Origin of the sequence: Prevotella communis, from assembly GCF_022024115.1 — a bacterium.
GTDB classification, from domain to species: domain Bacteria; phylum Bacteroidota; class Bacteroidia; order Bacteroidales; family Bacteroidaceae; genus Prevotella; species Prevotella communis.
The window spans coordinates 3,040,844-3,056,471 of the sequence record NZ_CP091792.1 but is presented as its reverse complement, the minus strand read 5'-3'; the positions used below and the strand labels follow the sequence as shown (position 1 = coordinate 3,056,471).

Annotated in this window: 3 protein-coding genes; all 3 read right to left on the bottom strand. The window is 47.1% G+C overall.

Features of this window, described 5'->3' with window-relative positions; all coding sequences use genetic code 11:
- Positions 1-65: 65 nt before the first annotated feature.
- Positions 66-5,384, bottom strand: a complete 5,319-nt coding sequence (locus L6468_RS12670) for a hypothetical protein (protein ID WP_237793490.1) — start codon at positions 5,382-5,384, stop codon at positions 66-68.
- 278 nt (positions 5,385-5,662) lie between these two features.
- Positions 5,663-11,692, bottom strand: coding sequence for a hypothetical protein (locus L6468_RS12665; RefSeq protein ID WP_237793489.1), 6,030 nt, complete (start codon positions 11,690-11,692; stop codon positions 5,663-5,665).
- Positions 11,693-12,071: 379 nt separating this feature from the next.
- Positions 12,072-15,620 (bottom strand): chitobiase/beta-hexosaminidase C-terminal domain-containing protein, encoded by a 3,549-nt coding sequence (locus L6468_RS12660; RefSeq protein ID WP_237793488.1) that lies wholly within the window; start codon positions 15,618-15,620, stop codon positions 12,072-12,074.
- Between the last annotated feature and the right edge of the window lie 8 nt (positions 15,621-15,628).

The following is a 15,628-nucleotide window of genomic DNA, read 5'->3' as shown; positions in this document are numbered from 1 at the left end:
CACCGCATCTTGCGGTGAGGGCCGTTTTGTACCCTCCTTATGTGGGGAGGGGTAGGGAATGTCTATTACTTAACGACCTTCTTGCCATTGATGATGAAGAGACCCTTCTGAGCCTTGTTCACCTTCTGACCGTTCAGGTTGTAGATAGCATTGTTCATCACGTTGCTCTTCACGGTGTTGATGCTTGTCAGAGTATTCTCATCCTGCTCAGCATCGATGAAGTAGATGTGGCAGCCGTTGGTGTTCTTCACAACGATGTCGTAAGCAACACCTGCGGGAACAACCCACGTCTGCTCGGTGTAAGTCTTAGGAGCTGCAACGGCGTTGCCTTCAGCGTCCTTCAACTCTGTCTCACCTGCGAACAACTGTATGCCACGAGCCTCACTGCTCTTGTGTGACTCAACACCAATCTTGATGGTAGATCCACCCTTCACTGCGGGGATAGTCATAATGGTCTGACCCTTACCGCCGAACCAGAGGTATGAAGGACCGTTATAAGTACCAATAGAAGTTGAAGGATAGTTCACTGCAATAGCCAGTGCACGAGAAGCACCGTAAGCAGTGTTGAACTGCAGACCTGCAAACTCTGCAATAGCGGTACCGTTGGCAGTAGGCGTAGCCTCGCCTCCAACATACCAGAAGCAGTTGTCCTTTGAAGCGGCATAAGTATCACAGGTCGTGCCGGGCTTCTTTTCGTGGTCAGACCACAGTGCTCCGTTGTCCTCACACTTCGTGTTACCTTCCTTGTCTGGATCAGCAGATACAGTAACCTTTGCGGCCTCGGCCTTCAGGTTTGCAACGGTAGCCTCGCTCCACTTTGTGAAGTCCCAAGTATGAGTAACCTCTACAGGAACCTGATGCTTATAGACACCGGCAACCTTAACAACCTTTCCTGCACCAGTAAAGATAGTCAGAAGACTGATTTCAGGGATAATACCATCCTTGATTTCACTTTCATTATCCTCTGCGAAGACATACTTGAACTCGGTAATGCCAGCAGGCAGTTCCTTGTTCTTGTTGTTTGTCCAGAATGCATAACTGAGACCTGCAGGTGTGGGTTCTGTAAACTTGAAGAGAATGTAGTCGCAATTTGATACATCAACATTCTTCATCTTGAAGATAACGCTAACCTGGTCTTTAGAAGTATAGGTTATTACACCAGTCTTTTCATTCTTTTCGGATGTGGCCAGAGTTACAACACCACCCTCTTGATCCTGCTGTTCCTGTGCAATCTCTATGAGGTTAGCATCAAGGTTTGCCTTGTCAAACAGGATGATAGCGTCAGCCAGATTGGCCTTTGCGGTAGCGATAGTTTCAACAGTAGCGTCAGCAGCATTCAAAGCTGTCTCGGCATCTGTGATAGCAGTAGCCAGTGCATCTGCACCATTCTTGCCTTCGGTTTCGATAGCCTTGGCTGCAGTGATGGCGGTTTGGAGATCTGCTTTGGCTGCCTCTAATTCGAGAGCCGCAATTTCTTCCGGAGTAATCTGATGCTCACCAAATTTCACGTTCTTGAAGCTCAGCCAAGAGATGTTGTTGTCGGCAGCCACGTTGAACTTGATTTTCAGTATGCCGTCCTCAGCAACTGTTCCTGTTGCGGTGAACTCCTTCATGTAGAACTGACTTTCGCCAACCTGATCACCTGCAGCTACGTCAACAGCCTCGCCGTCGTTAGCCTGCATGGTGATACCAGTAACAGGTGCTTCATAACCATTCTTAGCGCGTACGCGTACCCAAGCGGTGACGTCATAGTTACCAGCCTCCAGACCGTTCATGGTAGCTGTCAGGGCCTTTTCGGCCAGAGATTTGTCATCATTCGTCCAATATTCGAAGAAGGGCACCTTGAAGTTAGAACCGTCAGTCTCGCCCTCATTGCTCCATGTGTTGATGTAGTATGCAGCATCCTGGAAGTCAGGGTTGGTATCCCATGCAGAGAGCAGGAAGTTGTCCACGGTGACATTGGCGTGCCATCCTGTTACGAGGAATGGATCCTGCAGCGCATTGGCCTCTGTCTTTGTAATCGTTCCGTCGTTGTACTTCACAACCCACTGGTCGTAGTATGCATTCTTAGCCTCGGCAGTATAAACATTTGTGGCGTCGATGAGTTCCTTCATCTTGGCCAGCTTAGCCTTGGCTTCGAGAGAAGCTTCTGCCTTCTCGACGGCAGCCTTCAGAGTGGCGATAGCTGTCTTGATAGCCTCTGCATCAGACTTATCTACTTCAGCGGTAGCGGTCAAAGCATCCTGAAGAGCTGTCTTGACAGCCTCTACTTCAGCGTCTTCAATCTTTTCAGAAGCATTAGTGCGGAGTTCATCCAACTCAGCGATGATGGCAGCATTTTTCACCTGTTCGAGTGTTGCCTCATTGCCGTAATAGAACAATTCGAAGTTATCCCAGATACACCACAGGGATGCATTTGTCTCGAGTTTTGCGCCAACTGTCAACTCACCATCTTCTGTCACTTGCACGTAGATGGGCTCTGCTGCATAGAGACCTGCTTCGAATGATGTGCAGGCGTCAGCCATGCTATTCTCGGCACCAGTCTTCACAGGGAACAGTGATGTAACATCGTTTGCATAGAATACAGGCAGATTCTCTTCATCAGTACCGTCCTGACGATAGAAGCCTTGGGCGGTGAACTTATAGATACCTGCGGGAGCCTTGGTCAACTTCTGGTAAACATTGAATGCACCATGAAATTTCTCTGCGTCGTGCTTATCGCTGTTACCGCCAGTAAGAGCTGCACCGCCTTCGTTAGTCCAAGCGCTTACATTGCGGTGGTTACGACCAAAGGTGTGGTCTGTAATCAAGAATGTGGCATCTACGGGATTTTCTGCAGTTGCTTCCTTTAAGCCATCCAGGATTTCAGACTCTGTGAAAATCAACCAAGCTGCATTCTCGTTGTCTGCAGTAAGGTTAGAAGCCAGAACAGTGGTAGTACCATCCCATCCATAGAACTTCTCACCAGTAGCAATAGTGTAAGCATATACAGGTTCGGTTTCTTGTTCATCCTTATAGCCAAAAGCTTCAGGAATCTTTGTAATGGTCAGGTTCACAGGAGCATTGCTGTCCATGAAGCTGCCGTTGAAGAAATACTTGTTGTCACCATTGCTTACCTGTGACTCCAGCTGATAGGTTCCATCGGGTTGTTTAATCAGCGTTACGAAATCAGGATTCTTCAGAAGTGAAGCCTGAGTTCCCCAACTGTTGCCTGCACCAAGATATTTCTCTGCAGCAGTATTGAAGATATAGTATTTTCCTGTCTCACCAGCGAACAACTCAGCGGGAGCAACAGGAGCTTCATAGCTTACCAACTCGTTGTTCTGATTGAACTCGTAGATGTCGGCTTGTCCTTCTTTGACATACTTCTTCATGGTGCCCTTTATAATAACGTTAGCACCTACCTTAATATCATCAATAGAGGTGAAGTCTGCACCGTCAATACCCTTACCGCGGAAGCACTCGAACTGTGCACTCTCGGTGGTACCATCATCAGAAATCCAGTAGCTGATATTCTTATACTGTTCGTTGTACTCATCGACCTTAGACACAATACCCTTTACGAATACAGTCTCACTCAGTGCTTCACCAGCGTCAATAAGTTCGATAGCCTTGGCTACGGTGTAAGCTGTCTCTGCAGTGTTTTCAATGTGAACAGGCTCAACAGGCTGAATAGCTTCGCCAGACAGTGTAATCTTTGAAATTTCAACAGAACCGTTTCCGCTGGCTTGCTTGTTGTCAATGGTCAGAACGTAGCTGTAGCCCTTCTGACTTTCTACAGGAACAACTACGTCACCAACAACAAACTTCTCTGTGATATCAATGTCTTCGCCAACTTTCTCCTCACCATTCATGATGGTCAGTTTGGCAGAGTTGATATTTGAGGCCTTAGTCAAAGAAATGACATAACTCTTTACAACAGCATTGATAGCAGGAGATGTAATAGTGGCTACGCTAGCGTCGTTCTTGCTGCCGCATTTAATCAAATCCCATCCGCTGTTATTGTTGTTGAAGTTTACGATAGTCCAAGTCTTTCCATCCTTGGTAGCGGTCCAGGTGGAAGTGTAATTCTGTACTTTCTTATCATTATAACTTTCACCAAACTGAATGTCAATAGGAAGTACATCCTCGTTAGCTACGGTAGCCTCCTTATAGAGGTACAGACCTGAGATAACGTTGTTGTCATAGCTCTTGATAGCGGTGAGGTGAGCAAAACCCTTATCAGCTACCAGTTGCTTCAGATCTACGGTGGTGATACCATCTTCCGTAGAGAAATACTTTGCAGACCAGCCACCCTTCGTGTTGTCAATCAGGTGTGACTCAGCCTCGGTCTCGTTCCACTGTCCATTGTCAGCGTCACGGTTCATCAGAATACGTGGTGAGCCGCTAACGGCTACAACATACAACTTATCAAAAGCAGATACATCTGCGCGATTATTCACGCTGGGGTCACCGTATGACTGTCCGGTAGCTTTGAAAAGATCCCATGTGGGAGCTACTTTTTGTGTCAGCGTGGCTTCAGCACCCCAACCATTAAATACACCAAAATCTACATCCTGCAGACTTGTAAAGCCTGCCTTCAGTGCCAATGCCTCAATAGCATTGGTAATAGCGTTAGTAGCATTAGTCAGGCTTGTTGCGGTAGCCTCAGTAGAAGCCAATGCGGTCTCACCGTCAGTAATAGCTGTGGTAAGGGCACCGAATGTAGCATCTGTGTAAGCTAAGGCTTTAATCATTTTACCTTTGGCAATGGCAGTAGAAAGATCGTCCTTCTCTGAAGCCAATGGATCGGTCTGAGCCTTTTCCTTCAGTGAGCAGAATGTAAAATAGAAGGCGTCCTCGTATTTAGCAGGCAGGTTGTCGGCGTGAAGATAAAGTCCCGTGCCGATATTTTTCAGTGCGAATTTTCCTTCACTCTCTTCAATTGCCCAGATGGCTAAGTTTGTACCATCCTGACCGTTTCTGCCCTCCAGACCAAGAGCAAAGCAGCAACTTTTGTCTGCAAGCTGTGAATTGAAATAGCCCATGGTGGTGGTATTACCCCATGCCGTATACATGTTGCCATCGGCTTTGTAGGTGCGAAGATAGTAATAACCCTCTAGACCTTCGGTTGTTACAGCTTCTAATTTATAGAAGCAAGCATTAGAGTTGTAAGCTTCGGTAATGGTTCCAAAGTACATGTCCCAACCTTGTCCATGTCCTGTGATACCGATTCCCATTGCGGTAGGAGTAGTGGGCGTCTCGTCAACGATAGCAAACGACTTGCCATCCAGGTCACTGATACTCGTGAACCTTTGATCGACCTCATACTCCGTCGCGGCACTTGCAACACCAGCTACACATAGTAGCAACAGTGTTGCCCACAATTTTGTAATTAATCTCATGATTTAATTGTTTTTAGTTAATGTAAAAGTGTTAATAGGTAAATAACATTGATTTATTTTCGGGTGCAAAGATACAATATATAATAACAAGACATTTTGCCTTTTGTCTCATTTTGTTGTATCTTTTGTTTCATACCTAATTGTGAGACAAATCGATAAAAGGGCCTTATTGAGCCTGTTTTAACACAAAAAACAAGCCCCCAACGCTTTATTGCGGTGAGGGCTTGTTGGTTTTGCTCTGCTTTATGCTTACTAAATCATAATCTCGAGCTTTATACTCACTTAATCACGATCTTTTTGCCGTTGATGATGTTCAGACCCTTCTGAGCCTTGTTCACCTTCTGACCATTCAGGTTGTAGATAGTACCCTGCTGGCTGTCAGACTTCATAGAATTAATTCTTGTCATGAAGGCAGCAGACTTGAAGGTAATATTGATGTTGAGTACCACAGCCTTCTCGTTTGCAACGAAGCCCCACTTTGCAGTGTAGGTATCGTTCTCCATGAAGTTAGCGTCGTGGGTACCCAGGTAATCAATTGTACCAGATGCTGGATCTTGAATCTTTGCACAGAGACCATTGGTTGCATTTGGCCATTGAGTAGCATCACCATTAGCATCGCGCCATCCGTCGGTGGTATTCTCAACGAAGCTACCTGTTGTCACGTTAACGATGTAAGCCTTAGCATCAGCGATAGAAGCAATGTTGAGTGCTGTAGCAACCTCGGCAGCATCAAACTGAGCTGTCAGTCCTTCGTAAGCAGCCTCAGCTGTCATATATACAGGTACGTCGATTGTCTTAACAATCTCAGGCTTGAATTCAGGAGCAGCTACGAATGTTACGTTGATGGTGTAGATCACCTTCTTACCGTTGGCTGCGAGCTGCCACTTCACGCTGTAGGTCTTGCCTACCTCGTCGGCACCGTTCATGTCGCAGATGCTGTACTTGCCTTCACCAGCGATTGCTTCGAAGAACTTCACGTTGATCTTAGTGTTATCACCCCAAGTTTCGGCAACTCCTTCACCGTTGAACCAACCGTCGTAAGCCTTAAAGTCACTGATGGCGTTACCATCGGGATTCAGAACGCTCAGCATATCCTCTGTGATAGCTTCAACACCCAAGAATGCCTTAGCCTCAGTGAAGTCTACTGTAGCCTCAGTAGCACCGTAACCCATGCCTGTGTAACGCTCTACGTTAAGCGTCAGCTCAAGTTCTGTTACTTCGGGCTGCTTAGCCTGCTTATAGGTGTAGTTGAAACCGTAGAAGCCCAACTTAGTGCCAGCAGCATAGATCTTGTATGCCTTTTCTGCCTTCACGTCGAATGTGAAGGTGCCATACATCTTATCAGAAACTGTGATTCCATCGAAGTCGGTCAGTGCAGTACCATCCTCTAAGATGTAGAAAGACTTGTCTTTGTTCAGAACGACTGCAACGTCAATCTTACCGTCAAACTTTGGAACGATGGTGTAGAATGTGCCACCTTCCTTGTTGCCGTTTTGACCGTTACCATCTGTAAAGGCTTCAAATCCTTCAACTGCAGCGTTTGCAGCTGCTGCATGGAAGGCCTCACCACCAGCCTCACCATAGGTGATTGTAGCTACAACCTTATCCTCGTTCTTAACCTCTACAACGTCGGCAGAAACGTGAGTCTCGCCTTCCTTTAATGCATAAGTAACCTTTACTTCCTCAAATTCTTCTCCAGTAGCAGCCTCAACGGTGAACTCAGTAGTTGTGAATGGTGCAGCCTCAGTGAACTTGGGGAATGCGGCATTCAGCATCACAGCGTGTACCTTCTCTTCCTGAGCCTTCAGGAACTTGAACTTACCAGGCTCAACTACTTCATAGTCGGTACCCTCAACAAGTGCATTACCACCAGCGGTAACGAAGCTGAAGGATGTAGTCTGGTTCTCGAGCCATGTAGTATAGGCAGCAGCCTCTCCTACAGTCTCAGGATTCAATTCACCCTTAGCCACAGTCAGTTGTGAAGTGAGATCAAGCTCGCTAACGGTCTCAGCAACCTGCATTGCAGCCTGAGGAGCGTAGGTAAACTTCTTTGTCTTGCTAGCAGTGTTCAGACCTGCGGGCTGAGCAGGGAGCGTAGCCAGTGTGAATGCATTGTTCTCCAACTTGCAAGAAGCTGTAGCGCCTGCAATAGTGGCACTTGTCAGTTTGTTGTCGTTCAGCTGAAGGTTCTTAACAATAACGGGAACATTAACTGTGGTCAGCTGGTTGCCGTCCAAATACAAGTTTGCTCCTGCAACAACCTTTGACAGGTCAACTTCTGTCAGCAGGTTATTGTTCAGATAGGTGTCCTTCAGGCTGGCAACCTTTGACAGGTCGATAGCTGCAATCTTGTTGTTCTGCAGGTTTGCGAAGCTAAGTTCTGCATTCTCTGGCAGAATCACACTCTCAAGAGCATTATACTGAGCGTACAAGTTGGTGAGCTTCGTGTTAGCACTCAGGTCAAGAGTTTTCAGAACACCAGGCTTGGTTGCGCTGGCAGCCATCACGTTCAACTGTTCAAGATTGGCATTGCCGCTCAGGTCGAGACTCTCAAGGACGCTCTCGAAGGCAGATGCAGTGTTGTTGTTGATAGTGAGGTTGGTCAGAGCAGCATTGTTCTTCACATTAATGTTCTTCAAAGAACCCTGTGAGAAGCTGAAGATCTCCATGTTATCAAGACCTGTCAGGTCGAGAGACTCAACAGCTACCTTGCTCATCGTGAACTGAACAACCTTCTTCAGCTTGGGCTGGTCTACAGCAAGGGTAGCACCAGAAACAGCCAGATACCAGATGTCGCTGTTACCATATACCTTAATAATACCATCGCCAGCTACAGTACCCTTGAACTCAGTAATACTAGTGTGGGTAGTACCTTCCTTCTGAGGCCAGGTCTCAGTACCATCATTGACGCATACACCCTTATTCTGGTGACCTACAGAGTCTGTTACAAGTACACCATCACCAAAGTCAACTGAGAAGACGTCGAACTCATCATATACACCAGGCTTGATAGATACTTCTTCACCAACCTTGGCATTCAATGTAAAGATTGGCTCGCCAAGATTCTTAGTAACCATTACGTTCTTGAAGCTCAGCCAAGAGATGTTGTTGTCGGCAGCCACGTTGAACTTGATCTTCAGTACGCCGTTCTCTGCAACAGTACCTGTAGCAGTGAACTCCTTCAGGAAGAACTGTGAGGTACCAACCTGATCGCCTGCAGCTACGTTGACAGCTTCGCCGTCGTTAGCCTGCATGGTAATTCCAGTAGCAGGAGCCTCATAACCATTTTTAGCGCGTACGCGTACCCATGCGGTAACATCATACTTACCAGGTTCAACACCGTTCAGTGTAGCAGTGATGTCGTTAGCACCGAGCGAATTACCATCGCTTACCCAATACTCGAAGAATGGGGTGTAGAAGTTTGAACCGTCGTTGTTTCCCTCAACACTCCATGTGTTGATATACGGAGTGCCCTCAACAGTAGAAGTAAAGGCAGAGAGCAGCAGGGTGGGAAGGGTTCCCTCAAGACGAGAGCCATAGTTGAATGCAGAAGCATCAGCATCGCTCACCGTACCTTCTTCGTATCCCTTCTGTGCAGCGGCAACGGCAGCATCGAATGTAGTCTTAGCCTCAGCAGTATAGACGTTTGTTGCCTCTGCTATAGCAGTCATGTCATCAAGCACCTTCTTCATGTGGGCGTAAGCCTCAATAGATGCTTTGGCATTCTTTACGGCAGTCATCAGTGCAATAACATCACCAGCTTCCTTAGCTGTCGTAATTGCATTGGCAGCTGCTACACTCATCTTGCCTTCAGGAATCTCGATATCGTCAACAGAAGGCAGTGCTGCTACGTATTTCAGACGGAAATTGTCAGCCTTGTACCAATAGTAGCCACCAGCGTTGAATGTACCATCGCCATTGCCACCGACAACGCCGATAGTTGCTGTACCATCAATTACATAGAACTGCAGACTTCCTTCTTCGAACTTAGACTTTGTCGTTGTAGGAATGGCATCACTGTGGGCGCCATTGGCAATCAGGAAGATGCATGGCTTATCGTTGTTGCCTTCGCCAGCGTCGTTGGTTACAAGCACCTTCAACTCGTACAGACCATTGGGCAGACCTGCGATTGTCTGAGTGATGGGATTACCTTTCCACCATGTGTTGAACAGATAGTCACCATCGCATCCCTCGGCGGTGTAGGTAGCATTGCTGTTAGGCTTAACGCCAGTATCAGAACTATTAGTTACTGTCCAGCCAGTCAAGTCACCTGTCTCAAAGCTTGGGTTCACAATCTTGCTTGTCATATCGGTTCCAGGCTCGATAGCAGGCTCTGGCTCAACCTCTGCATCACCGAGACGTGTCAGTGTCCAAGGACCAATAACGGTGTAGTCAGACTCTGGTGTGCCGGTTCTGTTGATTCCAATTGTAACAGCACCATCAGCAGGCAGGTTGAAGGTAACCTCGTTTACATACTTGCCAGCAGCAAACCAAGCCTTCACAGCATCAGATGAGTTGGGAACGAACTTCTCGTTCACGGTTACAGAACCGCTGCCGTTGGCGTAGTCAGTCTCAGAAGCACCGTCATAGCGGTTTTGAACTTTGGTAGCTACGGTTTTCTCACCTACGGTAGCATAAAGCTGAACCAGTTTAGTGTCAGTACCGGCAGTAATAGCAGCAGCCTCTGCAGCCTCGTCAGCACCAAAGCGATAAGCAGCCTGTGCAGTTACCTTATATTTACCTGCGGGCAGGTTCGCGATAGTCTGCTTGAAGTCGAATGCTGAAGCATTTCCGACCTTCACAATACCGCCACTAATACCCTTCGTGCCTGTAGCATCGAAGCCCCCCTCACCAGTAAGGTCAGCATTTACGATATAGCTGGTATAGTCGTTAGGATCAGCAACCTCTACGTCGCCAGTCTTCTGAATGTAGACAAGGTCAAGAACACGGTTCTCGTTACCAACAGCAGGAATAGTAATATCGGTGGCTTTTGTTAATTCAAATTCTTCTGAAGTCTCAGAATAGACGTATCCTTTGGTATCAATAGACAATACAGTTGCTTCACCAGCCTTGATAACAAAGGTAGTAGTAGCGTTACCCCAAACCTGAGCGGTCAACTTGTACTTGCCAGGTTGGAGGGTCGTAACAACAGCATCGTTAGCAAAGAAAGCACCTTTACCCATTGAACAGCGGATATCGGCATTACTTGCGGCAGAGGCTGTTGCTCCCTCGATATCTTCTGCTTCTTTCAGGAATACGATGTCATTTGTCTCGGTAGCAGAATAATTAACTGTAATGACCTTGTTGTCTGCATCAAGAGTTGTAGTGTTTCGGTACTCCTTGTTGTTTGCTGGGGTATTGTATAATACTCCCTCTGATAATAAGTATTGAGGGAAATAATAAGTGATTGCGTCACTTTCGAATCCTGTTCCTTCAAAAATAGTTGTACCAAGACTACTCTTAACCGTATAGTTATAAGTTGCGGCCTCGCGGAATACTAATGTAATCACATTTGTAGCAGCATCTGCTACGGTTGTAATTGTTGAATTGCCAGATACATAGATGTATTTTTTATCACCCACGACGAAAGAAGCTATGTCGGCAGAACTTGCAGTCTGTTCAGAGCCAATAGCCACATTAGTATAAACGGCAGCATCCTTGAGTTCGTTGGTTCCGTCAGTAAACTTTACTGTATAGGATGTTACACTGCTGACATCGGCAGTAGTGATAACCAGTGTTGGCGCGTTTGCTGAAGCTTTACCATAAAGGTCTGCACCGCCAGCGTTTCCTGTCCATTGGAAAATGATGTAGTTCTGTCCTTCATTGAAGATGGCTTTTACGGCATCTGTTACATCCTGTGACAGATTTATTCTGTCGCCAGTACCTCCTGTTGAAGCAGCAGCAACAGCTTTGTCTGCGCGGTTGCTTGCATTACGGAGATCAAGACCCGTTTGACCTGCGAATGTAGCCCAATCAAGGTCAAAATCTTTCTTCATGTAATAGATAATGTCATCACGACCAGACCTGCCCCCCTGATTAACACTATACGTTAGTTGGGCTTTTGTGATAGAGTGACCTTCTGGAATGGTGTACGAGAACTTGGCGTAGGCACAACCAGCCCATGCAGTGGCAGCATCATTATTGTAATGCTCTTTCTCTGCATCAACAGTTGAAGCACCTGTGTTGCTGCCCCATTGAGCACCAGCCGTGTGGTCAAGCGTGGCAGTAATCTCATCAGCCCAAACACCTGTTGCTCCCAAAATCATCATGATACTTAGGAATAGCGTTCTTAGTAAATTTCGTTTCATTATTGTTTTTTGTTAGTAATGAAATATGCGCCTGCTGGTCCGTCAGCGCTTATAGTTTTAGTTTTGTAGGTCTTCTGTGCCCTTCTGCGGACCTATTATTACCCTCCATTCTTAGTGGTAGGGCCAGTGGGGGCACCTTATTTCCGGAAGTTTTCTTCTTGGAATGTTTAATTGTTTTTAGTTGTTGTTATTGTTAGTAAGTAAATTAGTTCACATAATCGGCTGCAAAAATAAATAGAAAAAATGAATAATCCAAGAAAAAGAAGAAAAAATCAGTGCCATCTGTGGTGTCCGCGCGACAAGAAGAAAAAGAAACAGCCCCCACCGCGTCATTGCGGTGAGGGCTGTTTTTTGTTCCCCTCAGGGGAGGGGGAAGGCCTTATTTTACAAGCACTTTCTTGCCATTGATGATGAAGAGACCCTTCTGAGCCTTGTTCACCTTCTGACCATTCAGGTTGAATATGGCAGTCTTCTGAGCATCGGTAGTGATGTTGCTGATAGCGTCAGCAACGGGAAGCTGATGCTTGTAAACGCCCTCAACCTTGACAGTCTGTGGATTCCAGAGTGTCAGCAAGGTAATCTGTGGCAGAATGTCGTTAGCGATAGCGCACTTGGCGTCCTCCGCAAATACATACTTGTATTCTGTTGCACCTGCGGGAACTTCAACATTGTCTGTTCCGTTCTGAGCCCAGAATGCAATTTTGATACCTGCAGGTACAGGCTCAGCGAACTTCACAACCACGTAGTCGCAATTCTTCACATTTACATCATACATCTTGAAGATAACGCAAACATTACCGTCTGTGGTGTACTGGGTAAACCCTTCGCCTTCTACAACTGTTGCACGACTAGCACCGTCCTGGATATCAGAGCTCTGACTCTGAGCAATTTCTACAAAGCTGTCGTCAAGAGGTGTGATGGTGTAGGTTGCTTCAACAACTCTGCTCTCTTGGTCCTCCAGAACTGCGATAGCTTTCACAGTTGTTGTTTCGCTAATAGCAATAGGCTCAGTGTAGAGCGTGCTTTTTGCCGTTGGAATCGTACCATCGAGTGTGTAGTAGATAGAAGCGCCCTCAGTCTCGCAGGCAATAGTTACCTTCTTTGCTTTAGAGTATTCTCCACCAGCAGGGGTAAATATTGGATTAGCGGGCTTGACAGGCTTCTTGGCCCATACACCGAAGTTATCGAAGTAATAGGTGTTTGCCTCATTAATACAATTGAGGAAGATACCCAGACTCTTGAGATTCTTATATTCAACGGTAATGTCCTGTGAGAATTTGTTCCATCCCTTGCTGACTTCAATAAGATAGCCTTTATGGAGGTCTGCAGGTTCAAGTGGGTCGCCACAGAAAGAGAACATCACTACAGAGCCTTCGACTTTGGCTTTATAGTCGAACTCAACATGCAACTTTGTTCCCTTTGGCAGTGCTTCGCTAAAGTTAATGTAGAACTGAGTATCAAATGAAAGATTTGACTCGTTTGTCTTTACAACGATACCTCGGCTTTGGTCTTCACCTGCACCGGGAACGATATTGGCTCCAACGAATTCTGTAGCTTGGACAGTTCTCGTTAGGAAGCTCGTTACATCCTCAGAGGCAAGGTTACCATTCGAAATCAGACTATACCATCCTTGAGGAGCTGCGAGCTCTTCCTTATCAGGATTGATGTGTAAAGCATAGTTCACGTTCTTGAAGCTCAGCCAAGAGATGTTGTTATCGGCAGCTACGTTGAACTTGATTTTCAGTACACCGTCCTCAGCAACAGTACCAGTTGTTGTCACTTCCTTCAAGTAGAACTGTGAGGTGCCAACCTGTGTTCCATCGCAAACAGTAGTAGCCATATCATCGTTTGCCTGCATGGTGATACCGTAAGGAGTCTTGATGGCAGAATCAGTATTCTTTCTGCGAATACGTACCCAAGCTGTGACGTCATATATACCAGGCTCAACGCCATTTATAGTTGCGGTAAGAGTCTTGACAGCCAGAGAGTCACCATCGCCTGTCCAATATTCAATGAAAGGAACCTTGAATTCAGAGCCGTCATTCTCACCTTCAGTACTCCATGTGTTCACGTGATAACTGTCCCAGTTCATGGGCTCTTCATCCCATACGCTCATCAGCAGGTCGTCAACGTTAACATTGGCGCGCCATCCTGTTACGAGGAATGGATCCTGCAGCGCATTGGCTTCTGCCTTAGTAATCGTTCCGTCGAGATACTTCACTTCCCACTGGTCGTAGTATTCATTCTTGGCCTCGGCAGTATAAACATTGGTAGCGTCGATGAGTTCCTTCATCTTGGCCAGCTTAGCCTTGGCTTCGAGAGAGGCCTCACCCTTCTCGATGGCAGTCTTCAGGGTAGCGATGGCATTGTTGATAGCCTCGGCACCCGATACAGATTCTGTTGAGTTGATAGCATTATCTAGTACAGCCTTGATGCTTTCTACTTCTACCTCATCATATAATGCGGTTGCCTTCTCGCGCAATTCGTCTACTTGCTTGCGAAGAGACTCCGCCTTCACATCCTCGATGGTGGTATTCTTACCATAGTAGGTCAGGGTGAAGTTATCCCAGATACACCACAGGCTGGTGTTGCCCTCGAGCTTGGCACCGATAGTCAGTGTCTCGCCTTCTTTCAACTCGAAGACCAGGGGCTCGATAGTGTATTTGCCTGCAGAGAAAGACTGACTTGCAGCTGTCATAGAGGCTTCAGAGCCAGTCTTCAATGGGAATGTCTGAGTAGCGTCGTTGGCATAGAATACGGGTAGGTGCTCATTGTCACTGCCGTCCTGACCGTAGAATCCCTGTGCTGTCAGTGCATAGATACCAGCGGGAGCGTCGGCCAGTGTCTGACTCAGGGTGAATGTTGAGTGCCATGACTCAGCACAGTTGTTACCAATAGTGCCATTCTTGTCCTCACCGCCAGAGAGATTCTGGTTGCTTGCAACCATTGTCCATTTGTCCTGATAGCGGTTGTTACGACCAAAGTCATGGTCTTCAATCAGCATGGTGGCGTCGAGCGGCTCTTCGAGCGTGGCGTTTACCAGACCGGCTTTTGCCTCGTCCAGTGGCATGATAAGCCAGATGGCATTCTCGTCGGTAGCCGACAGGTTCTTGCCCAGTACGGTAGAGGTGCCGTCCCAACCATAATAGTTGTCGCCATCAGAGATGGTATAGCCAAAGATGGGCTTTGTCTCTTCCTCGTCCTGATAGCCAAGGGGCTCCTCAATCTTCTTGAGTGTCAGCGATACAGGGGCATTGCTGTCCATGTAGTCACCATTGAAATAATACTTATTGCCACCATTGCTTACCTGTGACTCCAACTTATAGGTGCCGTCGGCTTCGTTGTAGTCCAGTTTTACGTACTCAGGATGGGCCACGAGTGAGGCTTGTGTGCCCCAGCCGTTGCCGGCACCGAGGAATTTCTCTGAGGTATAGTTGCCGATGATATATTTCTGATAGGGGAGACAGTCGTAGGTGTCGATGATGGCGCTGGTGGCGTCAACGTTGATTTCTGTACCAGTAGCGGTGGTGGTCAACTTGGTGTTGGCCAGGTCTATGCTACCATTCTTGAATGAGGCATCGGCCTCGATGGTCAGTTTGATAGCCTCACCAGCAGGGATGGCCTCACCACCCAGTGACAGCAGGGCTACGCGGGTAGCACCGCTTTCCAACTTGTTCTGGTTGAAGTGAATGGCTGTGTTGGCTGCAGTGGCAGCGTTAATCTTAAGACCCTTACTCAGAGTAATATCCGTTTGAATACCATAGATGGTTTGTCCTTCGGCTGCATCCAGGCTAATAGAAACAACCTTTGTCTTGCCCGGTACCAATGTGGCGTCGGCAACGGTGAGCGACTGTGCAGTCGCTCCCGTAATACCGGCCATCATGAGCACGAACATCGAGAACCATTTGGAAATCGTGTTTTTGTTCATCTTGGTTT